The organism is Flavobacterium johnsoniae (assembly GCF_030388325.1).
GTDB classification, from domain to species: domain Bacteria; phylum Bacteroidota; class Bacteroidia; order Flavobacteriales; family Flavobacteriaceae; genus Flavobacterium; species Flavobacterium johnsoniae_C.
Window position 1 is genome coordinate 2,051,893 of the sequence record NZ_CP103794.1, and the last position, 25,362, is coordinate 2,077,254.

Genomic DNA, 25,362 nt, shown 5'->3' on the forward strand with positions numbered 1-25,362 from the left:
AGATTCAATTAGTAATTTTTTATTGGATTTTTAAAAGGCTGTCGTCCCATCTGACAGCCTTTTTATATTTTAATGAATTATCCAATTAGCTGAGTAAACAAATCCTGATTGTCATTCAAATATTGAAATTCAAAACCATTTTCAGTCATTTTTAATTTAATTGGCATAATGTCATTTTTGTTTTTTAATTCTAAACCAACTACTACAGAACCTTTTTCACGACTATTTTTCTTAGCAAACTGAAAATAAGTAATGTCATCGTCTGGTCCTAAAATATTATTTACAAATTCTTTCAAAGCGCCAGGACGCTGTGGAAACTGAATCATAAAATAATGCATTAAACCTTCGTAAAGTAAAGAACGTTCTTTTATTTCAGCAGTTCTTTCAATATCATTATTGCTTCCGCTAACGATGCAAACTACATTTTTTCCTTTAATTTTTTCTTTATAAAAATCCAAAGCTGCAATTGTTAAAGCTCCAGCTGGTTCTACAACCATTGCTTCTTCATTATACAAACGCAAAATTGTCGTACAGACTTTTCCTTCGGGAACCAAAATTATATCTTCTAAATTGTAACGACAGATTTCAAAAGTTTTGTCTCCAACTTGTTTTACAGCAGCTCCATCAACAAATTTGTCGATAGTTTTTAAAACTGTATTTTGATTTTCTTCAATTGAGGTTTTCATTGAAGGCGCGCCTTTTGGTTCAACTCCAATAATTTTAGTATGCGGACTTAAATGCCTGAAAACTTCTGAAAGTCCCGAAGCCAGTCCGCCGCCGCCAATAGGTACAAAAACATAATCGATTGGTTCTTTATAACTTTCTAAAATTTCTAAACCAACTGTACCTTGTCCTGCAATTACTTTTTCATCATCAAAAGGATGAATAAAAGTTTTATGATTTTTGATTGCATCTGCGGTTGCTGAAGCGTAAGCATCATCAAAAGTATCTCCTGTTAAAACAATTTCTACAAACGATTTTCCAAACAATTGTACTTGTTTTACCTTTTGTTTTGGAGTGGTTTTCGGCATATAAATTTTCCCTTGAATCTTTAGGAGATTACAAGAATAGGCAACGCCTTGAGCATGATTTCCAGCACTGGCGCAAACAATTCCGCTTATTTTTTCTTTTTCATTTAAAGAAGAAATCTTATTGTAAGCGCCTCTAATTTTGTACGACCTTACAATTTGTAAATCTTCTCTTTTTAATAAAATAGTAGATTCAAATTCGTCTGAAAGATTTAAATTCTGGGTTAAAGGAGTTGCAGCCACTACATCTTCAAGTTGCTTTTTTGCATTAAGTACTTCGTTAAATAAACTCATAATTTGTTTTTGTTTTTTGCCACAGATTATAATGATTATAATGATTATAATGATTTTTTTAATCTGTGAAAATCCTTTAATCTGTGGCAAATAGATTATTTTCTAAAATAAAAAACCTCCCGATGTGGGAGGTTTTTATAAATTATATTTTACAAACTTATATAACACCTCGCCATTATTGCTGAATTGCAATAATGCTAATAATAGCGATAATAATGTTGTTAAAGTTTTTCATTTTTTTAGCTGATTGAATAGCAAAAGTATTATTTTTTTTGAAAGTTTACAACTATTTAAAGTTTTGCAAAAGCTGAAAACTAACAACTGCGACTGAAAACTATTTTTTAACCGGCGGATATTGAGCCAAAATTTTGTTTACAAACTCAGCAATTTTTTGATCTTTTTTATCGATGTTTCTAGTTAAAGTTCCCTGACCTTCACCTTGCCAAATCATTTCTTTCTTTTTGGCATCAATTAAATCGATGTATAAAGTTCCTTCTGTTGAGGTTGAAACAGTAGTTTGGTTTCCTCCGTACATCATCCACGGATTCCAACCCCAACCCCAACCGTAACCCCAGCCAGCGCTAAATTGGTTTACATTTACTTGTTCTCTAGATTTTGTAAAAATATTTACTAATAAATCAGGATTTTCACTTTTTGTAAGTCCTTTAGCTTGCATTTCGGCATCGATTGCTTTTAGGATACGTCTTTTATCCAAATCAGAAATCTCTACTTTATCAATTCCGGGCTTAAAGAAAGCAAAAGTCTTGTAAGGCGCAAAATCGACAGTTTTGTCGTAATCAGAATATACTGTAACACTGCTGCATGAAGAAAGGATCAAAAGCAAAAAAAGCGGAATTAATTTAAGTGTTTTCATGTTTTAAGGATTTAAATGTTCTATCAATTTAGTAAATTTTCATCAACTATATTAGGTAAAGTTACTTTTAATAAAGGTTCGACTTCCATGGCTCTTTTTATGGCAAAAACGGCACCTTCATTTCGAGCCCAGCTTCGTCTTGAAATTCCGTTATTAACATCCCAGAAAAGCATTGAAGCTAAACGTTTTGAAGCTTCTTTAGAACCATCAAGAACCATACCAAATCCGCCGTTTATAACCTCTCCCCAGCCAACTCCGCCGCCATTATGAATTGAAACCCAAGTAGCTCCTCTAAAACTATCTCCAATTACGTTATGAATCGCCATATCTGCCGTAAAACGAGAACCGTCGTAAATGTTAGAAGTTTCTCTATAAGGAGAATCTGTTCCCGAAACATCGTGATGATCACGTCCTAAAACTACTGCGCCAATTTCACCTTTTGCAATTGCTTGGTTAAAAGCTTCTGCAATTTTGATTCTTCCTTCGGCATCGGCATAAAGAATTCGAGCTTGCGAACCTACAACCAGTTTATTTTCTTGCGCGCCTTTAATCCATTTGATATTATCCTGCATTTGCTGCTGAATTTCATTTGGAGCCGTTTTAGCCATTTCTTCTAAAACTTCGCAAGCAATTGCATCTGTCTTTAATAAATCTTCAGGTTTTCCAGAAGTACAAACCCAACGGAAAGGCCCAAATCCATAATCAAAACACATTGGTCCCATAATATCCTGAACGTAACTTGGATATTTAAAATCGATATTATTTTCTGCCATTACATCGGCTCCAGCGCGTGAAGCTTCAAGTAAAAAGGCATTTCCGTAATCAAAAAAGTAAGTTCCTTTTGCAGTGTGTTTGTTAATAGCATCCGCATGACGACGTAACGTTTCCTGAACTTTTTCTTTGAATAATTCTGGATTGTTTGCCATCAAATCATTTGCTTCTTCAAAAGAAATTCCAACCGGATAATAACCACCAGCCCACGGATTATGAAGTGAAGTTTGATCAGAACCTAAATCAATTTTAATATTTTCTTGATCAAAGCGTTCCCAAACATCAACCACATTTCCTAAATAAGCAATTGAAACAGTTTCTTTTTTGGCTTTCGCCGAATTTACTCTAGCGACCAATTCGTCTGTAGAAGTTACAACTTCATTAATCCAGCCTTGTTCGTGACGAATTTTAGTAATTTTCGGATTTACTTCGGCGCAGACCGTAATACAACCTGCAATATTTCCTGCTTTTGGCTGAGCTCCCGACATTCCGCCTAGCCCAGAAGTTACGAATAAACTTCCTTCTGGATTTTGTTTTATTTTTCTAAAGCCGTTTAAAACTGTAATCGTGGTTCCATGCACAATTCCTTGCGGACCAATATACATATAACTTCCCGCCGTCATTTGTCCGTATTGTGAAACTCCCAATGCATTCATTTTTTCCCAATCATCTGGTTTTGAATAATTCGGGATTACCATTCCGTTTGTTACAACAACTCTCGGTGCTTCTTTATGAGAAGGAAATAATCCCATTGGATGTCCAGAATACATGGTTAAAGTCTGTTCATCTGTCATTTCAGACAAATATTGCATCGTCAATAAATATTGTGCCCAGTTTTGAAAAACAGCTCCATTTCCGCCATACGTAATTAATTCATGTGGATGTTGCGCCACAGCATAATCCAAGTTGTTCTGAATCATGTGCATAATCGCTTTTGCCTGCAATGATTTTCCTGGATATTCGTCAATTGGACGAGCATACATTTTATAATTTGGACGAAGACGATACATATAAATACGCCCGTATTTTTCTAATTCTTCTGAAAATTCAGGAATCAGTTCCGCATGATGTTTTGGATCGAAATAACGTAAGGCATTTTTTAAAGCCAGTTTTTTTTCTTCTGCCGAAAGAATTTCTTTTCGTTTCGGAGCATGATTAATTGCTGGATCGTATGCTTGCTTTGGAGGCAATATAGAAGGAATTCCTTGTTGTATTTGTTCTTTAAAAGTCATTTTTTTAGAGATGCTAAGTTGCTATCCCGAGGCTTCGGGACTAAAATGCTAAGGTATTTTAGCTAGATTAACAACAGATTAATTTTTTGTTTTTTAAAATTATGTCGCCCCGCTGGGGCTTTAATGTGACAAACGGTAAAATGGTTTCTATAAATATTCCGCTCCTCTTGAGCTGAAAAATAAAGCCTTGGAAAGGCGAAATATTTATAGAAAAACAATAACCCCCAATACAAAAGCTCCAGCGGAGCGAAATATTACCCAATAAAATTGCAATTTAAAATCTGAAATTTATTTAAATTATCTCATTTTCAAATTGACTCATTGACAAATTGCCACATTTTCTAATTACAAAAACTAGGGATAACGGATATCCGACCTGTGATACGATTTGTAAATCGTAATCCTAAATTTTCTCGAACGAATATCCATATATGATATTTTAGATTGTTGATTTTAGATTTTAGATTGATATTTTAAAAATTTTAGATTTTTTTTAAATTATCTAATTTTCAAATTGCCACATTATCTCATTAAGAATAAACTTCTTCATTAACACAAAACGGCATTTTTTTGCCTTCAATAACCGCAATTACATTTTGTGCAGCGCAAACAGCCATTCCGTTTCGGGCTTCGTATGTTGCTGAACCAATATGTGGTAAAACACAGCAATTAGAAAGCGATAATAACGGATTGTCAGGTTTCATAGGTTCTGGATTCGTTACATCGAGTCCTGCGCCCCAGATTGTATTATTTGATAAAGCTTCAAACAAGTCATTTTCATTATGAAATTTTCCTCTTGCTGTATTGATGAAAATTGAATTCGGTTTCATTTTAGCAAAAGTGTTTTTATTGAAAAGTTCGTTGTTGTCTGATGTATAATTCGCATGAACACTTAAAACATCACTTTCTGAAAGTAAAGTTTCAAAATCAACGTATTTAGCATCAAGTTCTTTTTCTGCACCTTCTTTGCGAGAACGATTATGATAAATAATTTTCATTCCAAATGCAGCTTTGCATTTTTGAGCCATTTCAAAACCAATTCTGCCTAAACCGAAAATTCCTAGCGTTTTACCATAAAGTTCTTGTCCTAGATTAGCCAACGGATCAAAACTTCCCCAATCGTTGTTTAGAATTCTTTTATGATTGAAAAATGATTTTCTAGCAACGCTTTGCATCAATAAAAAAGCAACGTCTGAAGTTGCTCTGCTTAAAACATCAGGTGTGTTTCCAACAGGAATTTTTCTGCTGTTTGCAGACGGAATATTAACCGAATCAAATCCGACAGAAAATAACGCGATTCCTTTTAAATTCGGGCATTGCTGAAAAAAATCTTCATCTAAATGAGTATTGGTTCCAACACTCAAAAGAATATCATTTTCCTGACAGATTTTTATAAACTCTTCTCGCGATAAAATATTTTCGGTAGGATTTATAGTTAGCTTAATTCCTTTTTCCTGAAGTAGCGAAATGCCAGCTTCTGGTATATTTTTATTGATAAAAACCTTCATTTGCGGTATTCTAATTTTTATTTATTCGTCCTGTTTTTTTATCATATCCGTACGGACAGTGGCGACAGCCGCTTTTGCAACAATAACCTCTTTTTAAATGATGTTTTTTAGTAAAGCATTTATAACCTTCAGGCGTATAGTAAAAATCTTCACCTTCGATTAATTTATTTTCATTACTTTGCTCTTTCATAAATCTGCTTCGCGTTCTTTTTAATAAACTTTAAAATCAAAAATATAAATATTTGATTGTGATTTTATTGAAATCGAACAATTTTATAGCTACAAATTTATAAATTTTACAGCCAATGTTTCTGATTGTTGCCAAATATTTAATTCCGAAAGGATATCGTGGAATGGCATTATTTCCGTTTGTGTTGGTAAAATATGATTTTGATAAATCAAATGGAGTTTTCGTTAATCATGAAAAAATACATTTGAGACAGCAAATCGAATTGCTAATTCTTCCGTTTTTTATTTGGTATGTTTTGGAGTTTTTTATTCGTTTAATTCAATACAAAAACAAAGATTTGGCATATCGAAATATTAGCTTTGAAAGAGAAGCATACGCAAAAGAATCCGAAATAAATTATTTGAAAAACCGATATTTTTTTCAGTTTCTACATTATATTAAAATAAAATGAACCCAGTTTTCAATCAAAATATAAATATTCAATTTCTGAACAATATTTCTTTGACAATAAAGCGTGAAGATCTTATTCATCCTTTTGTTTCTGGAAATAAATTCAGAAAATTAAAGTACAATTTACTTCAAGCGAAAGCTGAAAACAAAGAAACTTTATTGACTTTTGGAGGCGCATTTTCCAATCATATTGCGGCCGTAGCTTTTGCAGGAAAAGAACAAGGTTTTAAAACTATTGGAATAATTCGCGGAGACGAACTTCAAGATAAAATTGAAGAAAATCCAACCTTGAAATTTGCTCAAGAAAACGGAATGCAGTTTGAATTTGTTTCTCGCGAAGATTATCGTTCTAAAAATGAAAAATCTTTTATAGAAAAGTTAAAAGCTAAATTTGGCGATTTTTATTTAGTTCCCGAAGGCGGAACAAATGAGCTTGCGGTAAAAGGCTGCGAAGAAATTTTGACAGATGAAGATTCTGCTTTTAATTACGTTTGTTGTGCAGTTGGAACTGGCGGAACTATTTCTGGATTAATAAATAGTGCGCGACCAAATCAGAAGATTTTAGGTTTTCCAGCGTTAAAAGGTGACTTTTTAAACGATGAAATTCGTATTTTTGCCAAAAAAGATAACTGGAATTTAATTTCTGACTATCATTTTGGAGGTTATGGCAAGATAAATTTAGAATTAATCGAATTTATTAATGCTTTTTTTGAAGAAAATAAAGTGCCTTTAGATCCAATTTATACAGGAAAGATGGTTTTTGGCGTTATAGATTTAATCAGCAAAAATTATTTTCCTGCACATTCAAAAATATTGCTCATTCACACCGGTGGATTACAAGGAATTGAAGGAATGAATATAAAATTGAAGCAGAAAAAATTACCAATACTCAAAACCAATGATTAAAAAAATTGTATTACTTCTCGTAATATTAGCTTTAGCAAGCTGCTCGTCTAGTAAGCCTGCCATCGCGACGACTAAAAAAGCGGCAGCAGTTCAAACTCGAACGGCGGCGGCAAAAAAAACAACTCCCGTAAAACCAATCGGTAAAAATTATCCTTCTACAAATAATACAACTGAGGTTATTCAATCTACTTCTAAAACTGTTGTTACCAGTGATTTAATAAATAATTATGTCTTGCAATACAAAGATATTGCAATGGGAAACATGAAAACTTACGGCATTCCTGCGAGTATTATTTTGGCTCAGGGAATTTTAGAATCGGGTGCAGGAAGAGGAGATTTAGCGCTTGAAGCGAATAATCATTTCGGAATTAAATGTCACAAAGATTGGTTGGGAGAAAGTGTTCGACATGATGACGATTCGGCTCAGGAATGCTTTAGAAAATATCCTCACGCTTCAGAATCGTATAGAGATCATGCCTTATTTTTGGTTGGAAAAAAACGTTATGAAACCTTATTTACTTACGAAAAAGACGATTACAAATCTTGGGCAAAAGGTTTGAGAGCAGCAGGTTATGCTACAGATCCAAAATATCCAGATAAATTGATCAGTTATATTGAACGTTACAATCTTCATCAATATGATTGTCAGGTTACAGGAAAAAATTACACTCCAATAAATACATCGGCTCCAACAAGAAGTTCGACTTCAGTTGCAAATTCTGATCCAAAAATCAATATGAATTCATACGATCCGAATTCTTACGAGGTTCAAAAAGGAGACACTTTGTATTCGATTTCGAAAAAATTCAATTTATTGGTTGAAGATTTAAAGAAAAAAAATAATCTAACGGATAATGCCATTTCGATAGGGCAGAGATTGAAGGTTAAATAATTATCAATTGATAATTGACAATTAACAATTATCAAGAAATCTAAAATAAAAAATGTTATATAAAAGAAGTAGTCAGCTTTTTGCTGAAGCAGAAAAAGTAATTCCGGGAGGAGTAAATTCACCAGTAAGAGCGTTTAAAGCAGTTGGCGGAACTCCGATTTTTGTAAAAAGTGCTAAAGGCGCATATTTATACGATGAAGACGGAAACAAATTAATAGATTACATCAATTCTTGGGGCCCAATGGTTTTAGGTCACGCTTATCAGCCAGTTGTTGATGCGGTAATCGAAAAAGCCAAATTGGGAACTTCATTTGGAATGCCTACTGAATTGGAAACAGAAATTGCTGCTTTGGCCGTTTCTATGGTTCCGAATATTGATAAAATTCGTTTTGTAAATTCAGGTACAGAAGCTTGTATGAGCGCGATTCGTCTGGCTCGCGGATTTACAAAAAGAGATAAAATTGTAAAATTTGCAGGTTGTTATCACGGACATTCTGATTCTTTTTTGATTCAGGCAGGAAGTGGAGCTGTAACTTTTGGTTCGCCAAATAGTCCAGGAGTTACAGAAGGAACTGCAAAGGATACTTTATTAGCAAAATACAATGATTTAGAAAATGTAAAAACTTTAATCGAAGCTAACAAAGGAGAAATTGCTGCCATTATTATCGAAGCAGTTGCAGGAAATATGGGCTGTATTCCACCTGCAAAAGGTTTTCTTGAAGGTTTAAGAGAATTATGTACAGCAAACGGAATTTTACTGATTTTTGATGAGGTAATGACAGGTTTCCGTTTAGCTCGCGGAGGAGTTCAGGAATTGTATGGAATTAATGCTGATATCGTGACTTTCGGAAAAGTTATCGGTGGCGGACTTCCTGTTGGGGCTTTTGCTGCACGCGAAGAAATTATGAATTATTTAGCGCCTCTTGGTCCGGTTTATCAAGCAGGAACTTTATCGGGAAATCCATTAGCAATGGCGGCTGGATTAGCGATGTTGAAAGCTTTAGATAATGATTCTGAAATCTTTACTCGTTTAGAAGAAAAAACAGCTTATTTAGAAGCAGGAATCGATAGAGTTTTAAAAGCTAATAATATAGTTTTTACAATCAATAGAGTTGGTTCTATGATTTCAGTTCACTTTGATGCAAATCCAGTTACAGATTTTCAAACTGCTGCAAAAGGAGATAACGAAACGTTTAAGAAATTCTTCCACGGATTATTGCAAGAGGGTGTTTACATTGCTCCATCTGCATACGAAACTTGGTTTATTACAGATGCGCTAACGTATGAAGATTTAGATTTTACAATTAATGCAATTGATAAAGTTTCGAAGACTTTCTAAAATATAGAAAAGAAAATATATCAAGCTCACTTTATAATTAAAGTGAGCTTTTTTTTGTTCAAAATGAAAAAGTTAATAAAAAGTTAATAGAAAGGAAATTTAGCGTATTGTTACAAGAAAAATTATTTTTGTTTGATGAATAACCATAAAATCTACCATAAATGAAGAAATTTTTCATTTTATCTGCAATAGTATTTGCATTATTACCCTCTCAACAATTTGCTCAGAGTAAAAAGAAAAAAGACCAAAAAGAAGTTCCAGCAGCTACACCAGAAAAGAAGCCAGAATCTTCTATTAAAGATTATAACAAAGTAATAACCAAAGATGCCGTTTCAGACGAAGGACTTTTTACGGTTCATAAAGTGGATAAGAAATATTACTTCGAAATTCCGAATAAGTATTTAAATAAAGACATGCTTTTGGTAAGCCGATTGGCAAAACTTCCTTCTAATTTAGGTGGAGGTTATGTAAATGCGGGTTCAGAAACCAACGAACAATTAATTGTTTGGCAACGTTTTCAGGATAAGATTTTAATCAAATCAAAATCTTATAATTCGGTTGCAAATGATTCTTTGCCAATTAGTATTTCGGTGAAAGCCAATAATTATGAACCGACTTTATATGCTTTTGATATTGTTGCTTTTAGTAAAGATTCGGCAAATACAGTTATTGATGTTACAAAATTTTATAGTACAGATGTAAAGGCAATTAGCGGAATTTCCGCAGAAATGCGTGAAAAGTATAAAGTAAAAGGTTTAGACGACTCGAGAAGTTTCATCAATGCGATGAAAAGCTTTCCGATGAATATCGAAGTCATTCAGGATTTGACTTATAATGCTTCTAAACCATCAATGTTGGAAGAATCAGAATCTATCAGCATTCAAATGAATCAATCGATGATTTTACTGCCAGAAGTTCCGATGAAGCCAAGATTAGCCGATCCGCGTGTTGGTTGGTTTACAGTTAGTCAATACGATTATGGAAGCAATGAATTGAAATCTGATTTGAAAACATATATAAGACGCTGGAGATTAGAACCAAAAGATCCAGAAGCTTATAACAGAGGCGAATTGGTAGAACCGATTAAGCCAATTGTATATTATTTAGATCCTGCAACTCCGGAAAAATTAAAAAAATATATCAAACAAGGAATTGAAGAATGGCAAAAACCTTTCGAAACAGCTGGTTTTAAAAATGCCATAATTGCGAAAGATGCACCGACAAAAGAAGAAGATCCAGATTTTAGTCCAGAAGACGTTCGTTATTCTGTAATTAGATATGTTGCAAGTACAACTCGAAATGCAGTTGGGCCAAGTGTTTCAGATCCAAGAACTGGCGAAATTATAGAAAGTGATGTCATTTGGTATCACAACCATTTACGTTCTTATAGAAATCGCTATTTGTTAGAAACTGGAGCTGCAAATCCGTCGGCTAGAACTTTACAGACTAGCGACGAAGAAATGGGCGAAATGATGCGAATGGTTATTGCTCACGAAGTTGGACATGCATTAGGATTTCCTCATAATATGGGAGCAAGTTGTTCTTTTGATGTAGAAAGTTATAGAAATGGAGCTTTTACACAAGAAAACGGAATCTCAGCAAGTATAATGGATTACGCTCGTTTCAATTATATCGCACAACCTGGCGATCAAAATATTCGTTTTATTCGTAAAATGGGAGCTTATGATCATTATGCATTAAATTGGGGCTACAGAGTAATTCCTAACGCAAAATCACCAGAATCAGAAACTCCAACTTTGGATAAATGGATTTTAGAAAAAGCTGGAAATCCGATTTATAAATTCGGAAAACAAAGCAGTGCTTTTGACCCGAGTTCACAAACAGAAGATATTGGAAACAATTCGATGAAAGCAAGTTCGTACGGACTTAAAAATCTAGAATATGTTGCAGGTCATTTGAGTGAATGGACAAGCACAGCGACTAATAATTACGAAGATTTAGATGAATTATACAAAGAGCTTTTAGATTGCTGGAGCCGCTATGTTGGTCATGTTGTAACCAATGTTGGTGGGGTTTATGAAAACACTAAAAAACCAAATCAAAAGGGAAGCGTGTACGAAGTTGTTCCAAAAGCTAAGCAAATTGAAGCAATGAACTGGCTTCAGAAAAATGCTTTCGAATCGCCAACTTGGATTGTAAATACTAAAACATTACAAAATACTGAATTTGCAGGTTACACAGAAAAGTTTAGAAACTTACAAGTAAGACAGCTAAACAATTTGATGACCTTAGGAAGAATCGGCAGATTAATGGATAATGAAATTTTAAGCGGTGATAACTACAAAGCGCTAGATTTCTTTAAAGACATTCGAAAAGGAATTTGGAAAGAAACAAGTGCAGCTGCGAATGTAACAGTTTATAGAAGAAATCTTCAAAGAGCTTATATTGATCGAATGGGATATTTAATGACCGAAGAAATTAAGCCAAACGACCGTTCAACCATTTTTTATAATGTTTCTCAATCCGATTTAAGAGCTTTGGTTCGTGGAGAATTAAGCGCATTGAGGAAATCACTTGTTGCAGGAAAAGCTGGAGCAGTAAATACCGAAACAAAATACCATTACGAAGATTGTATCAAAAGAATCGATTTGATACTGAATCCGATTAAATAACAAAAACAAAAAAGAGGCTTTTTAAAGCCTCTTTTTTTATGCATCAAATTAGATTTTATCTTCTCTGCGCTCTTTCATTTTGTCACGCATTTTGTCTTTTTTCTCTTCTTGCAGCGTTTTCCATTTAGTGTATTGATCTGCTTTTAAGATCGATTTCATTTTAGCATCGTTTGCAGCAACTTCATCTTCCATTTGTTTTTTGAAAGCCGCTTTTTCTGCCGCAGTTGGTTTTGTGTTGCTGTCTTTTTGATCTTTTCTTGCTTCTCTAAATTTTTCAGCTTTAGCACTTCTGTCTGCTAAAAGTTGTTTTACTTGAGCTTGCTGATTAGCATCTAAACTCAATTCAGAAGTTAATTTTTGAAGTTGTTTTTCGTTACGTTGTTCCGGTGTCATTCTTTCTTTGTGATCTCGCGCCGGTTTTTGATCTGCGTCTTGTGCAAAACTTGCTATTCCTACCAATAGCATAACAGCAATTAATAATTTTTTCATCGTTAAGTTTTTTTAATTGTTTATAGTAATTAGACTTTTTTAAATTAATTAGGTTTAAATTGATTTTCAGAATTATAGTTTATTTAACAAAACGAAAATTAGTTGCCTGAAATTGTTTAGGTTAGTAAAACTTTATATCGCAAACGAAAAGTTAAGTTTGATTAGTATTTCATCCTAAAGGTTTAAATAATTTTCTTAATTTTAAGGAACTATTCAAAATCAAACTCTATGAATCCAGCAAACAATAAAATCGCTTTTTTCTCTACACAACCTTACGATAAAACGTTTTTTAATAAATATAATGAAGAATTTGGCTTTAGATTAGATTTTTTCGAAACACAATTAAATCCGCAGACTGTAGCTTTAATTGAAGAATGTGAAATTGTTTGTGTTTTTGTTAATGATATTGTAAACGAAACAGTTATCAAACAATTAGCAGAAAAAAAAGTAAAAATAATTGCTTTGCGTTGCGCTGGTTTTAATAACGTTGATTTAGAAGCGGCTAAAAAAAATAATATAAAAGTTTGTCGCGTTCCTGCATATTCTCCACAAGCTGTTGCAGAACATGCGATGGCGATGATTTTGACTTTAAACAGAAAAACGCATAAAGCGTATAATAGAGTTCGCGAACAAAATTTTTCTCTAAACGGATTATTAGGTTTTGATTTATTCGGAAAAACAATCGGAATTATTGGAACAGGAAATATCGGAAAAGCATTTTCTAAAATAGCATTAGGTTTTGGCTGTAAGGTATTGGCTTATGATATTGTAGAAAGTGACGAAATGAAAAAAGACGGCGTTTCTTTTGTTGGTTTAGAAGAGATTTTCAAATCTAGTGATATTATTTCTTTGCATTGTCCGCTAAATGATCAGACGAAACATATAATCAATAAAACTTCGCTTTCTTTTATGAAAGAAAGCGTTATGATTATTAATACAAGTCGCGGCGGATTAATTGAAACAGCATCGGTTATTGAAGGTTTAAAAGAAGGTAAAATCGGTTATTTAGGAATTGATGTTTACGAACAGGAAGAGAAATTATTTTTTAGAGATTTATCGGCAGATATTATTCAAGACGATGCCATTCAGCGTTTAATGAGTTTTCCGAATGTTTTAGTAACGGCGCATCAAGCGTTTTTTACAAATGAAGCCTTGACTCAGATCGCTTTGGTAACTTTTAATAATATAAAGTCTTTGTTGGCTAAAAATGATATTGAAAATAAAGCGGCTTTGTTGGTTTAAAACTAGAATTATTTAATCTAAAATATCGATTATGAAAAATAAAATTTTATTACTAATCGGAATCTTGGCATTGCATTCTTGCCAAAATAAAAATGATTCAAAAAATATTGTAAAAACAATTATTCAAGATACTTTATCTAAAACAATTGGCGGAACGGCAGATTTAAGTGATGCGCCACAAAAAGATGACAAAGCAGTTGAACTAATCAGAAAGCAGTTAAATGTTTTATTAAAAAGTGATCTTCCTGCATTGACAAAAGACGATCGTTACTTTTATTATGAAGAATTTGATTTAAATAACGATAAGAAAAACGAATATTTTGTTGGATTTTCAAATTCCTATTTCTGTGGAAGCGGAGGTTGTTCTGGCTACATTTTAAATAATGACGGAAGTGTAATTAACAAATTTACCGTAACCGATTTTCCTATTTGCGTAACGACTTCATCAACAGAAAAATTTTATGATTTAATCTTTGAAAGCGGAGGGAAGTTTCATCTTTTAAAAATGAAAGGCGGAAAATATCCGTCCAATCCATCTGTTCAAGAAGTTGTAAAAGTTCAAAAAGAAAGTAGAAAGGTTTTGGATGTTAATTCTAAGAAATTGGAGAAGTATTCGTTTTAAATTCCAATTTTAATTTATTTAAACTGGACTGAAGTCCAGCTCTACAATATGAATTGTTCCTTCGGAACTAGAAAAGAGCTTCAGCTCGATTTATATTGTAGGGCCGGACTTCAGTCCGGTTGATGGTCGGGAATATAAATTCTAAATAAAAACCCGATAGGTTTTATAGCCTATCGGGTTTGAAATATTATAAAATTCAATTTAAAATTTACCCCACCAATTCCACAAATTTAAACTCGCCGTCAACGACAACTTTAGTCAAACCGTGTTTAGATAAGTTTTTCATAGAAGCATCCCATTTTTTACCGCTTAAATTAGCAGAAACTTTAAGTTGAGATAAATCCATTTTATTTTCGTTTCCTTTCAATAAAGTAATGATAACTTTTTCTTCATCAGAAAGTTCAATTTGAGCTTGTTTTTTCTCAGGACGCATTTGCGGAAACAATAAAACTTCTTGAATAGAAGCGTTATTCGTTAAATACATAATCAAACGATCCATTCCAATTCCCATTCCAGAAGTTGGAGGCATACCGTACTCAAGAGCTCTTAAGAAATCTTCGTCGATAATTCCGTTTGCTTCGTCATCACCTTTTTCAGAAAGACGCATTTGATCTTCAAAACGCTCTCTTTGATCAATTGGATCGTTTAATTCAGAATACGCATTTGCAATTTCTTTACCGCAAACCATTAATTCAAAACGCTCAGTCAAATCTGGATTATCTCTGTGCTCTTTACAAAGCGGAGACATTTCTTTAGGATAATCAGTAATGAAAGTTGGCTGAATATAATTTCCTTCACATTTAGCTCCAAAAATCTCATCAATTAATTTTCCTTTACCCATCGTTTCGTCAACCTCGATTCCCATTCCGCGCGCAGCTTCAAACAATTCTTGCTCAGTTTTTCCAGAAATGTCAAAACCAGTAAAATGTTTGATAGAATCTGTCATCGTAACGCGTGCATAAGGCGCTTTAAAGTTGATTGTATGCTCGCCAAAAGTAACTTCACTAGTTCCGTTTACAGCTATTGCACAATGTTCCAATAAACCTTCAGCAAATTCCATCATCCAGTTGTAGTCTTTGTAGGCTACATATATTTCCATTGCAGTAAATTCAGGATTATGCGTTCTGTCCATTCCTTCGTTACGGAAATTTCTAGAGAACTCATAAACACCTTCAAATCCACCAACAATTAATCTTTTCAAATATAATTCGTTTGCAATACGCATATAAAGCGGAATATCAAGCGAGTTATGGTGCGTAATAAATGGTCTCGCCGAAGCTCCGCCAGGAATTGACTGCAAAACAGGAGTGTCAACTTCCAAATATCCAGCGTCGTTAAAATAACCACGCATCGCAGTAAATAACTTTGTACGTTTAATAAAAGTTTCTTTAACCTGCGGATTTACAGTTAAATCTACATAACGCATTCTGTAACGCAATTCAGCGTCGTTAAAAGCATCGTGTACGTTTCCTTCTTCGTCAACTTTTGGTAACGGAAGCGGACGTAGCGTTTTACTCAAGAAAGTAAAACCACTTACGCGAATACATTTTGCTCCAACTTGCGTAGTAAACAATTCTCCTTCAATACCAATAAAATCACCTAAATCGGTTAATTTTTTGAAAACTTGGTTGTATAAAGTTTTATCGTCACCTTCACATAAAACATCGCGATTCACGTACAATTGAATACGTCCTTCGCTGTCTTGTAATTCAGCAAAACAAGCTTTACCTTGATCACGAACACTCATCAAACGTCCTGCAACGATAACCTTCTTTCCTTCCTCAAAAGTTTCCTTTATCTGCTTCGAAGTATGATTTACAGGAAAAAGATTTGCTGGATAAGGATTGATTCCCAGATTGCGTAAGTTTTGAAGTTTTTCTCTTCTGATGATTTCTTGTTCTGATAATGCCATTTTGTGCTCTTTTTTTAAGTGTGCAAAGATAAAGAAAAGAATGCAAATTTTAGAATGCAGTTTTTAGATTTTTTGAAGCATTAATTTATTGTATTTCAATCACCTTTTGTCCCGCTATCCGCTTGTATCTTTTCCTTCCGCCACGGCGGAAGAAAAAGGATACCGCTTCTATCGGGGCTAGATTAGGCCATTTTGTTTTTTTTAGACCTCTATATTGTAAGAAATTAAATAAAAAACTGATTATCTTAGCAACTCATAATCTTCTCAAAAAAAATGAAATACCTATCCAACTTATTATTTCTAATTTTATTTACAAGTTGTCAAATTACCGAAACTATTAGCATCAATTCGGACGGAAGCGGCGATATAAAAGTCGAACAAATTAGAGACGAAAATAGTTATATGCAATTGGCTGGCGAAGAATATTCTAAAGAAAATATTTTTCAGGATACAACTTATGTTTTTAAAGAATATATCAATAAATACCAAGAAAATTTTTCAAGATATACCGCTGAAGAACAGCAGTTATTTAGAAAATATGAAAATGTAAAAGTGCGTCTTAAGAAAAGTTCTTTTGAGAAAGAATATAAAAATGAGCTCTCGCTTCACTTTAATAAAGTTTCTGAAATTCCAGATTTGTTTAAAACAGAAAATTATGCTTCAGATATTCAACACAATTATGCTTTGACCGCCGAAAATCATTATTATAAAATAGAATATAATTTTGATGGAAAAACTTTTAAACGGTCTGTTTCAATCACAAATAGAGCTGAATTAGAAAAAGCAAAAGAGGAATCGGAGAAATTCTTAACTAAATACGGTTCTTCAAAATTGGTTCAAAATTATATTTTAAAGTATCATTTTCCTTTTAAAATAAAATCAGTTTCAAATTCAAAAGCAGTCATCAGTTCAGACAAAAAATCTTTAACATTAGAATTTTTGCTTTCCGATTTTTCACGAAATCCTGAAATGACAGATTTGGAAGTAATTTTAGAATAAAACTTCAAATAATTTTTAAAAGAAGGTATCTTCGCCATATAACCTAAATCTATTTTTATGAAAAGAATTCTACTTAGTTTTTTTATTATTTTTTGTGTTGCAAGCTGTACGCTTAAAGAAAAGGTCGTGATGAACGAAGACGGATCTGGAACGTTTTCTTATGGATTTGATATGTCTCCGATGTATAAAATGGGGATGAAAAAAACAGATTCTACCAAAGTCAATAAAGTCGTAGACACTACTTTTACCTTCAAAGATATGCTTAACAAGTTAAGTGACAGTATTTCTAAATTGCCAAATGCAGATAAAGAGAAAATCGAGATGCTGGAGAAAGAAAAAGAAAAACTTAAAATTTTGGAGAATTTTAAAGTTAGCATGAAAGTAAACGACGAGAAAAAGCAATTCGAATATACTATGTCAATTGATTTTCCTAAAGGAACAGATTTTAAAACTATTGCAACACCAGCCGAAAGTTTAGAAGCGCTGGCGGCGACAGACAAAAAAAGATTAGGAGCTTTAAGTGCCGCGCCAAAACCTGAAGAAAAGTCTAATACGACCATTTTTTATGATGGAAAAGTTTTTATTAAATCGGTAACACCTTCTAAAGACGATAAAAAAGCTAAAAAGAAAAAAGAAGCTAAGAAAGAAAAGAGTGATGATCCGTTCTCAAAACAAATGGATGAAATGCTGAAAGAATGTAAATATATAGCAGAATATCATTTTCCTAAAAAGATTAAAACTATTTCGATCAAAAATGCAGTGATAGCATCAGATAGAAAAAGTTTTATTGTTGAAATTCCGCTAGAGAATATGCAGGAAAGCAGTGTAGATTTTGGTTTCAAAGTGGAGTTTGAACAATAATTGGAGGTTTTCAATAAGATGTATTTTTAAAAATAGTCTTTGTATCTTTGATAAAAAATTATACTACGATGAAATTATATAAATTACTTAGTTTTTCTTTTTTAATAGCAACATTAACGAGCTGTACTTTTACCGAAAACATTTACATCAACGATAACGGAACCGGAAAATTTTCTGTAGATATGGATGGTTCTTCTTTAATGGAAATGGCAGGCGATCAGATTGCTGGTCAAATGGGAGAAGATGCCAAAAAAGATATCGATTCAACTTTTACTTTCAAGCAATTATTTGAACAGAAAAAAGACAGTATTTCAAAATTGTCTCCAGAAACTCAAAAAGAACTTAAAAAACTAGAAAACTTTGTCGTTACGACTAAAATGAGTTCTACTAAAAAGCAGTTCTTAATGACTTTAGGAACCGATTTTAAAAATGTAAATGAATTACAAGATATCCTTCAAACTTTAAGCACATTTCAAAAATTAGAAGGCGGAGCTGGCGCGAGTCCGCTTGGAAGTGGTTTTGGAGATAATAATAGTAAATTAAGTTATACATATGACGGAAAGAAATTTACTAGAAAAGCCGTAATCGATCAGCAAAAATTGGCAGCAAAACCTAAAGATTCTGCTGGAGATATGTCTAAAATGATGTTTGCATCTTCTAATTATATTGTAAAATATCACTTTCCAAAAAAGATAAAGAAAGTCTCTAATCCAAATGCTTTGTTTAGCGACGATCGAAAATCACTTACAATTCAATACTCTTTTACGGATTATATGGAGAATCCCGACAAACTTAACTTTGATGTTGAGTTTGAAAAATAATTAAAATGAACAAAAAAATCCAACTTCAGGATCTGGGAAAAAAAGATTATAAATCGACTTGGGAATATCAAGAAGAAATTTTCAAAGACATAGTCGATTTAAAAATCAAAAACAGAAGAGAAGAACTTGATCTGCCGACACCAAATTATTTATTGTTTGTTGAGCATCCGCACGTTTATACTTTGGGTAAAAGCGGCGATTTAGAAAATTTATTATTAAACGAAAAACAGCTAGAAGCCAAAGGAGCGACTTTCTACAAAATCAATCGCGGCGGTGATATTACGTATCACGGACCCGGACAAATTGTGGGTTATCCTATTTTAGATTTAGAAAACTTCTTTACCGATATTCATAAATATTTGCGTTTTCTAGAAGAATCGATTATTCTGACATTGACAGAATACGGTTTAGAATCGGGTAGAAGCGATGGAGAAACTGGAGTTTGGCTCGGTGTAGGAACTCCGTTTGCACGTAAAATATGCGCAATGGGCGTTCGAGCTTCACGTTGGGTAACGATGCACGGATTTGCATTAAATGTAAATGTAGATTTAGGTTATTTTGATAATATTATTCCGTGCGGAATTCGCGGAAAAGGTGTTACTTCTTTACATGTCGAACTTGGTGTTGAAAAAGTTGAAGAAGAAGAAGTGAAAGCCAAAATTATTAAACATTTAAAAGATTTATTTGAAGCAGAATTTATTTAAAATAAGCCTCTAAATATTATAAACCGCTTCTAGTTTTTGGAGCGGTTTTTTTGTTTTTTCTCTTAAAAAAGGCAATGTTTTCAGTCTAAAAGCTCTTTTTTGAATTTGAAATAGAGTTCGAATAATTAAATAGAAATCGTTTTTTATAAAAATATATTTCAAAAAAATGAAAAAACAATTGGCAAAAGTTAAGATTTTGAAAGGATGGTAAATTATATAACTTATGTAATTGTCTAGTCTATTTGTGCTAAATTTGAAAACATCGCAAGTAAAGTTTAATCAAATCTAACCAAATACCTTATGAGAAAAATCTACTTATTATGTTTTCTATTTATTCTTAATGGTCTTTTTGCTCAGAAGAAAGATAAATTGTATCCAATTACTGCTTACGAAAAAGCATGGCAGGAGAAAAATAGTGATACTCGATTAAAAATGATTAAATCGATTTGGCTCGAAGATAGTACTTTTGAAGATCCTTCGGCATCGATAAAAGGAACGGCAGCTTTTAATAATGTGATAAACGAATTTTACAAAAAATTTCCAGATGCTATTTTATCATCAGGACCAAAGATTATAAAAGACAATTATGTGACTTGGGAATGGAAAATTGTTGACTCGAAAAATAAGCTTATAATGGGCGGTCGAGATTTTGCAAGATTAAACGGAAAAGGGCAAGTCAGTAAAATTATTGGTTTTTGGGATAAAGATGCTGCTTTGTCTGAAGCTGATCTTCTGAAAAATCTAGAAGCAGACAACCAAAAAATAGTTACAAAGTATTATGAATGCCTTTTTAAAACAAGAGATTTTGATGCAATGGCAACTTTGATTGAAGATGGAGCGACTTACTATCAAGCGACAGGTTTGCCTTACGGAGGAACTTTTGTTGGTTTTAGCGAATGGACTAAAATGTTTGCCAAATCAACAGAATTTTTTGAATTGCAAATAGAAAAAGAACCAACTTATTTTAGTTATGCTTCTAAAAATGAAGTGATTATTTATTTCACGATAAGTTGTAAATCTAAAAAATCAGGAAAAAGTATGTCGATGCCAATTTCTGAGCATTTTGATTTAAAAAATGGAAAAATAACGGCAGTTAGACCTTTTTATTACGACACAAAACAGTTTGCAGAATTTTTGAAAAGTAAGAAGTAATTAGTAAAAAGTGAATACTAATTAGTTAAAATAAAAGCGACCTAATTTTAGGTCGCTTTTTTTATTCGAAAAAATTTAATTCGAGTTGTTCCGGTAAAAGCCTAAAACTCATTCTATGGTATTTTGTAGTACCATATTTTTTAATTGCTTCTCGATGTTCTTTAGTCGGATAGCCTTTGTTTTTTTTCCAATTGTACATTGGGAATTCTTCATGAATTTGATCCATATATTCATCACGATAGGTTTTGGCTAATACAGAGGCTGCAGCAATACTCAAATATTTGCCATCTCCTTTTATAATGCTCTTATTTGGGATAGATTTTAGCAAAGTAATTTCTTCAGCAGTAAATTGTCTTCCAAATGTATTTTTAAGTCCTAATTTGGCATTTATAGCACGATTTCCGTCTACAATAATATATTCTGGAATGTGCTTGAGTTTTAAGATGCATTCTTGCATTCCTTTCATAGAAGCATTTAAGATATTTATTTCATCAATTTCATCTGGAAATAAATGAGTAACCGCAAAACATAAAGCTTCTTTTTCTATAATTGGTCTTAAAAGTGCTCTAGTTTTTTCAGACAGCTGTTTACTGTCGTTTAATATTTGATTCTCAAAATGTTCTGGTAAAATTATAGCTGCGGCTGTAACTGGTCCGGCAAGACATCCGCGGCCGGCTTCGTCGGTTCCAGTTTCTAAAATAAACCCTGAGAAATTTTTTTCGAGCATTTTTTTTGTTTTGAAACGCAAATATTATGATTTTTTGAAAATTGACCTAAAATATGAAGTTCAAAAAAATATCAAGAAGTTTTTTAATGATTTAAAAACAAGTATTGCAACGGGTAATTTTTGCTTTTTTTTCTAAAATTAGAAATTGTTTTTAGTTTTTAAGTTCTGTAAATCAGATAAAAGCTACATTTTTTTTTGGTTTTTAATGATGATGTATTGTTGTTTTTCATGAAGAAAAAAAGAAAACGCTAGAAAAAAAGCAAAAAAGGAGTTGAAAACAGTTCTAAAATTAAGTTTTTGTTAAGATATTATTTATTAATAAAGGCTGGAGCAACTCGAAAAAGCTGATATTGTTATGCTTAAAATGTTAATTTTGTGTTAAAATTAAGAGTTAACAAAAAAACATTTTTAACCATTTTGTTACATATAACTAGGTGTAAGCGTGAAACTGTTGTATTATTAATTGCTTTTGTTAAGGAAACATTAAAAAGATATTAAAAGCTACCTATAAACTGTTTGTTATTTTAAGAAAAATTTATGATGTTTGCGAAATACTAATTCAAAATAACTTAAAATGAAATTAAACTTAAAATGGATTTTTTTCTTTTTAACAACATTATCAATGCAGTTGATGATGGCGCAAGAAAGAAACATCAAAGGAGTTGTAACGGATGCTAGTGGTCCTGCTCCAGGAGTAAATGTAACTGTTCAAGGTACAAAACAAGGTGTTCAGACTGATTTTGATGGAACATATTCAGTAAAAGCACAAACAGGAGACGTTATCATTTTTTCATTTATAGGAATGGAAGAAAAAAGGGTTACTGTTGGGACTTCAAATCAGATTGATGTAAGTATGATCTCAGCCTCTAAGACTCTTGAGGAAGTTGTGATTGTAGCTTATGGTAGACAAAAAGCAAAGTCTATCGTAGGATCAGTTGCAACTTTAGGTTCTGATGTCCTTCTAAAGCAACAAGCAACAAACGTTATGACTGCATTACAAGGTAGTGTTGCAGGGGTGAATATTATTGCTGCTGGTGGTATGCCAGGTGAAAATCCAACGATTCGTATTAGAGGTGTGAATTCTATTAATGCTTCGGCAGAACCATTAATTGTTTTGGATGGAGCTCCTTTTAGTGGAAATATTAACTCTATTAGTGCTGATCAAGTAGAATCAATGACTGTTTTGAAAGATGCGTCTTCTACTGCATTGTATGGTTCAAGAGGAGCTAATGGTGTAATCTTAATTACTACTAAGAGAGGTAAATTTGATTCAGCTCCAAAAGTGAACTTTACAACAACTGTTGGTTTTGCAGATAATGCAGTGCCTTTGCATAAGCGTGTTAGCACTGATGATTATATGAAATTAAATTGGGAAGCAATTAGAAATTCAAACCAATACGTTAGTGGGCAAACTGCAGCAACAGCGGGTGTGAATGCGTCTAATAGTTTAATATCTTCTATAGGTTATAATCCATATGGAGTTGCTAATCCTGTTGATGCTAACGGTAATTTAGTTACGACTAATAAATTGTGGGATACTGATTGGGAAGGTCTAATGTTGAATAATGCAGCAGTAAGATCAGAACATACTTTATCTTTTTCTGGAGGTAGTTCAAATACAAGATATAATTTTACTTCAAACTATTTGTCTCAAGAAGGAAATGTTGTTACATCAAAATTTGAAAGAATAAACTCTAGATTAACTGTTGATACTAAGATCAATAACTGGATGAAGGCTGGTGTTACAATGTTTTACTCTACATCAAAACAAAATTTCCCTTCACAAAGTGGTTCTAGTTTTCAAAGTTCTATTCAGTGGATTTATAATGTTCCGTCTGTTTATCCAGTATACAGACATGATGCAAGTGGTAACTTAGTTTATGATGGAAATGGAAACAAAATCTTCGATTATGGAGGAGGTGTAGTTGGACAAAGTGTAAACGCGACAAGACCAACTTTTAATAATGAAAATGCATATGGTTCGCTATATATGTATAAAGTAGGATATGATAGAGATAATTATACTGCTAACGGTTATTTAGAGTTTGATATCACAAAAGATTTAACTTTTAAGACTAACTTAGCTTATGATAAGTATCTATATGATTCTTATAATTATGCAAGTAATGAAGTTGGTTATGCTTCAAGTGTTGGAGGACGTGTAACTCAGAACAGAAATATAACAACAGGAGTGAATTTTATTAATAGTTTAAACTACAAGAAAACTTTCGGGAAGCATGGTTTCAATGCAGATTTAATCCAAGAGGCATACCAGTTTAAAATAGATGCAATGGGAGCTCAAGGAGAAGGTTTTTTACCAGGAGTTTATGTTTTAGGAGGTAGTACAAATCCAACATCAGTTTCTGGATATGTTTCAGAAGAGCGTATTTCTAGTTATTTAGGCCGTTTAGCTTATAATTATGATGAGAAATATTTCATTGAAGGTTCTTTCAGAAGAGATGGTTCTTCTAGATTTAATAGTGATGTTAGATGGGGTAGCTTTTATGCTATTGGAGGATCTTGGTTGATTTCTCAGGAAAATTTCCTTAAAAATAGTAAAGTAATTAGTGATTTGAAATTAAGAGGATCTTATGGTGAATTAGGTAACCGTAGTACTCTTAATAGTGATGGTACAGATAATTATTTCCCATACCAACAATTATTTGCGACAGGTTGGAATGAGGGAGATAATACTGGTGTTGTATTAGGAAGTGCAGTAGACCCATTGTTAACTTGGGAAAAAAACAAGACTACAGATATTGGATTAGATTTTGGTTTATTTAATAATAGAATTACAGCTACTGTGGATTATTATGATAAAAAATCAAAAGATTTGATATACAATAAGCCGTTACCAGGATCTACAGGTAATACAGGAGTAACAACAAATGTTGGAGGAATTAGAAATTATGGATGGGAATTTGCTTTGAATACCAGAAATATCGAAACTAAAAATTTTGTTTGGAATACTAACATAAACGTATCTACAAATAAGAATGAAATAACAGAGTTGACTCAAGAAAGCTTTATTAACGGAACTAAACGTTGGGCAGTTGGTAAGTCATTGTATGATTTTTATATTCAAGAGTGGGCTGGTGTAGATCCAGCAACAGGTTACGGAATGTGGTACAAAGATGTTTTAGGTGCTGATGGTAAACCAACAGGTGAGCGTGAAACAACAAAAGTTTATGCTCAAGCAACTAGATATGATGTTGGAAAATCATCTTTGCCTGATTTTGTAGGAGGTATGACGAATTATTTCAGATACAAAAATATTGATTTGAATATTTTATTTAATTTTAGCGTTGGTTCTTATGTATACGATAGTTCTTATGCAAGTTTGCAGGCAGGCTATAAGAGTGCAGGTAGAGCAGTTAGTGTAGATGCGTTAAATAGATGGCAAGCGCCTGGAGACATTACAGATGTGCCATTGTTGTTAGCTTCAAATAATGATTTTAATACAACATCAACTAGATTCTTATACAAAAATGATTATGTAAGATTAAAAGCATTGAATTTTGGTTATAATTTTCCAAGTAGTTTAATTGAAAAAGTTAATTTATCAAAATTACGTTTATATTTCCAAGGTGATAATTTATTGACTTTCCAATCTCATAAAGGGATTGATCCTGAGCAAAACTTTGCTGGAACTACTGATAGTAGATCATACAACTTAAGAGTCGTTTCATTTGGTTTAAATGTAGAATTTTAATATA

Annotated in this window: 21 protein-coding genes; 13 read left to right on the forward strand and 8 right to left on the reverse strand. The window is 32.7% G+C overall.

Going from position 1 to position 25,362, the window contains the following annotated elements; genetic code table 11:
- Positions 1-77: 77 nt before the first annotated feature.
- From ilvA to NYQ10_RS09075, 5 genes are all read right to left on the reverse strand, one after another.
- Positions 78-1,322 (reverse strand): threonine ammonia-lyase IlvA, encoded by a 1,245-nt coding sequence (ilvA, locus tag NYQ10_RS09055; RefSeq protein WP_289880146.1) that lies wholly within the window; start codon positions 1,320-1,322, stop codon positions 78-80.
- Between the two features lie 334 nt (positions 1,323-1,656).
- Positions 1,657-2,196, reverse strand: a complete 540-nt coding sequence (locus NYQ10_RS09060) for a DUF4136 domain-containing protein (RefSeq protein WP_289880149.1) — start codon at positions 2,194-2,196, stop codon at positions 1,657-1,659.
- 23 nt (positions 2,197-2,219) lie between these two features.
- Complete coding sequence (locus tag NYQ10_RS09065; RefSeq protein WP_289880151.1) at positions 2,220-4,199, reverse strand: urocanate hydratase; 1,980 nt, start codon at positions 4,197-4,199, stop codon at positions 2,220-2,222.
- Positions 4,200-4,729: 530 nt separating this feature from the next.
- Entirely contained in the window at positions 4,730-5,707 is a 978-nt protein-coding gene (locus tag NYQ10_RS09070; RefSeq protein ID WP_289880153.1) for a 2-hydroxyacid dehydrogenase, read from the reverse strand.
- 10 nt (positions 5,708-5,717) lie between these two features.
- Entirely contained in the window at positions 5,718-5,897 is a 180-nt protein-coding gene (locus NYQ10_RS09075) for a DUF5522 domain-containing protein (protein ID WP_289880155.1), read from the reverse strand.
- Positions 5,898-6,012: 115 nt separating this feature from the next.
- Between NYQ10_RS09075 and NYQ10_RS09080 the strand changes: the two genes are divergently transcribed.
- The 5 genes from NYQ10_RS09080 to NYQ10_RS09100 all read left to right on the forward strand — a co-directional run bounded on the left by NYQ10_RS09080 (position 6,013) and on the right by NYQ10_RS09100 (position 12,117).
- Positions 6,013-6,348: a hypothetical protein gene (locus NYQ10_RS09080; protein ID WP_289880157.1), complete on the forward strand. Its 336-nt coding sequence runs from the start codon at positions 6,013-6,015 to the stop codon at positions 6,346-6,348.
- A complete protein-coding gene (locus NYQ10_RS09085) occupies positions 6,345-7,253 on the forward strand; it encodes a 1-aminocyclopropane-1-carboxylate deaminase/D-cysteine desulfhydrase (protein ID WP_289880159.1) in 909 nt (302 codons plus the stop codon). The genes NYQ10_RS09080 and NYQ10_RS09085 overlap by 4 nt, the downstream gene beginning before the upstream one ends.
- Positions 7,246-8,145, forward strand: a complete 900-nt coding sequence (locus tag NYQ10_RS09090) for a glucosaminidase domain-containing protein (protein ID WP_289880161.1) — start codon at positions 7,246-7,248, stop codon at positions 8,143-8,145. Before NYQ10_RS09085 ends, NYQ10_RS09090 begins: the two co-directional genes overlap by 8 nt.
- Positions 8,146-8,197: 52 nt before the next feature.
- Complete coding sequence (gene hemL, locus NYQ10_RS09095; protein WP_289880164.1) at positions 8,198-9,484, forward strand: glutamate-1-semialdehyde 2,1-aminomutase; 1,287 nt, start codon at positions 8,198-8,200, stop codon at positions 9,482-9,484.
- A gap of 161 nt (positions 9,485-9,645) precedes the next feature.
- Positions 9,646-12,117 carry a zinc-dependent metalloprotease gene (locus NYQ10_RS09100; RefSeq protein WP_289880165.1) on the forward strand — a complete coding sequence of 824 codons (2,472 nt, stop codon included), beginning with the start codon at positions 9,646-9,648 and terminating at the stop codon, positions 12,115-12,117.
- 48 nt (positions 12,118-12,165) lie between these two features.
- Here NYQ10_RS09100 and NYQ10_RS09105 read toward each other — a convergent pair whose 3' ends face one another.
- Complete coding sequence (locus NYQ10_RS09105) at positions 12,166-12,606, reverse strand: hypothetical protein (RefSeq protein WP_289880167.1); 441 nt, start codon at positions 12,604-12,606, stop codon at positions 12,166-12,168.
- Between the two features lie 228 nt (positions 12,607-12,834).
- On the opposite strand from NYQ10_RS09105, the gene NYQ10_RS09110 reads away from it, so the two are divergent.
- Together NYQ10_RS09110 and NYQ10_RS09115 are read left to right on the forward strand one after the other, a co-directional pair.
- Positions 12,835-13,848 (forward strand): 2-hydroxyacid dehydrogenase, encoded by a 1,014-nt coding sequence (locus NYQ10_RS09110; RefSeq protein ID WP_289880170.1) that lies wholly within the window; start codon positions 12,835-12,837, stop codon positions 13,846-13,848.
- Positions 13,849-13,879: 31 nt separating this feature from the next.
- Positions 13,880-14,470, forward strand: coding sequence for a hypothetical protein (locus tag NYQ10_RS09115; protein ID WP_289880172.1), 591 nt, complete (start codon positions 13,880-13,882; stop codon positions 14,468-14,470).
- Between the two features lie 208 nt (positions 14,471-14,678).
- Here NYQ10_RS09115 and lysS read toward each other — a convergent pair whose 3' ends face one another.
- Complete coding sequence (gene lysS / locus NYQ10_RS09120; RefSeq protein ID WP_289880175.1) at positions 14,679-16,382, reverse strand: lysine--tRNA ligase; 1,704 nt, start codon at positions 16,380-16,382, stop codon at positions 14,679-14,681.
- Positions 16,383-16,655: 273 nt separating this feature from the next.
- Between lysS and NYQ10_RS09125 the strand changes: the two genes are divergently transcribed.
- The 5 genes from NYQ10_RS09125 (at position 16,656) to NYQ10_RS09145 (ending at position 20,919) form a co-directional block, all read left to right on the forward strand.
- A complete protein-coding gene (locus NYQ10_RS09125; protein WP_289880176.1) occupies positions 16,656-17,381 on the forward strand; it encodes a hypothetical protein in 726 nt (241 codons plus the stop codon).
- A gap of 57 nt (positions 17,382-17,438) precedes the next feature.
- Positions 17,439-18,242, forward strand: a complete 804-nt coding sequence (locus NYQ10_RS09130) for a hypothetical protein (RefSeq protein WP_289880177.1) — start codon at positions 17,439-17,441, stop codon at positions 18,240-18,242.
- A 68-nt stretch (positions 18,243-18,310) separates the two neighbouring features.
- Positions 18,311-19,063, forward strand: a complete 753-nt coding sequence (locus tag NYQ10_RS09135) for a hypothetical protein (protein WP_289880180.1) — start codon at positions 18,311-18,313, stop codon at positions 19,061-19,063.
- Between the two features lie 5 nt (positions 19,064-19,068).
- On the forward strand, positions 19,069-19,767 hold the full coding sequence (gene lipB / locus NYQ10_RS09140) for a lipoyl(octanoyl) transferase LipB (protein ID WP_289880182.1): 699 nt from the start codon (positions 19,069-19,071) through the stop codon (positions 19,765-19,767).
- A 300-nt stretch (positions 19,768-20,067) separates the two neighbouring features.
- Positions 20,068-20,919, forward strand: a complete 852-nt coding sequence (locus NYQ10_RS09145; RefSeq protein WP_289880184.1) for a nuclear transport factor 2 family protein — start codon at positions 20,068-20,070, stop codon at positions 20,917-20,919.
- A 61-nt stretch (positions 20,920-20,980) separates the two neighbouring features.
- Here NYQ10_RS09145 and NYQ10_RS09150 read toward each other — a convergent pair whose 3' ends face one another.
- Complete coding sequence (locus NYQ10_RS09150) at positions 20,981-21,646, reverse strand: ribonuclease HII (RefSeq protein WP_289880186.1); 666 nt, start codon at positions 21,644-21,646, stop codon at positions 20,981-20,983.
- 574 nt (positions 21,647-22,220) lie between these two features.
- Here NYQ10_RS09150 and NYQ10_RS09155 point away from each other — a divergent pair.
- Positions 22,221-25,358 carry a SusC/RagA family TonB-linked outer membrane protein gene (locus NYQ10_RS09155; RefSeq protein ID WP_289880188.1) on the forward strand — a complete coding sequence of 1,046 codons (3,138 nt, stop codon included), beginning with the start codon at positions 22,221-22,223 and terminating at the stop codon, positions 25,356-25,358.
- The last annotated feature ends 4 nt before the right edge of the window (positions 25,359-25,362 follow it).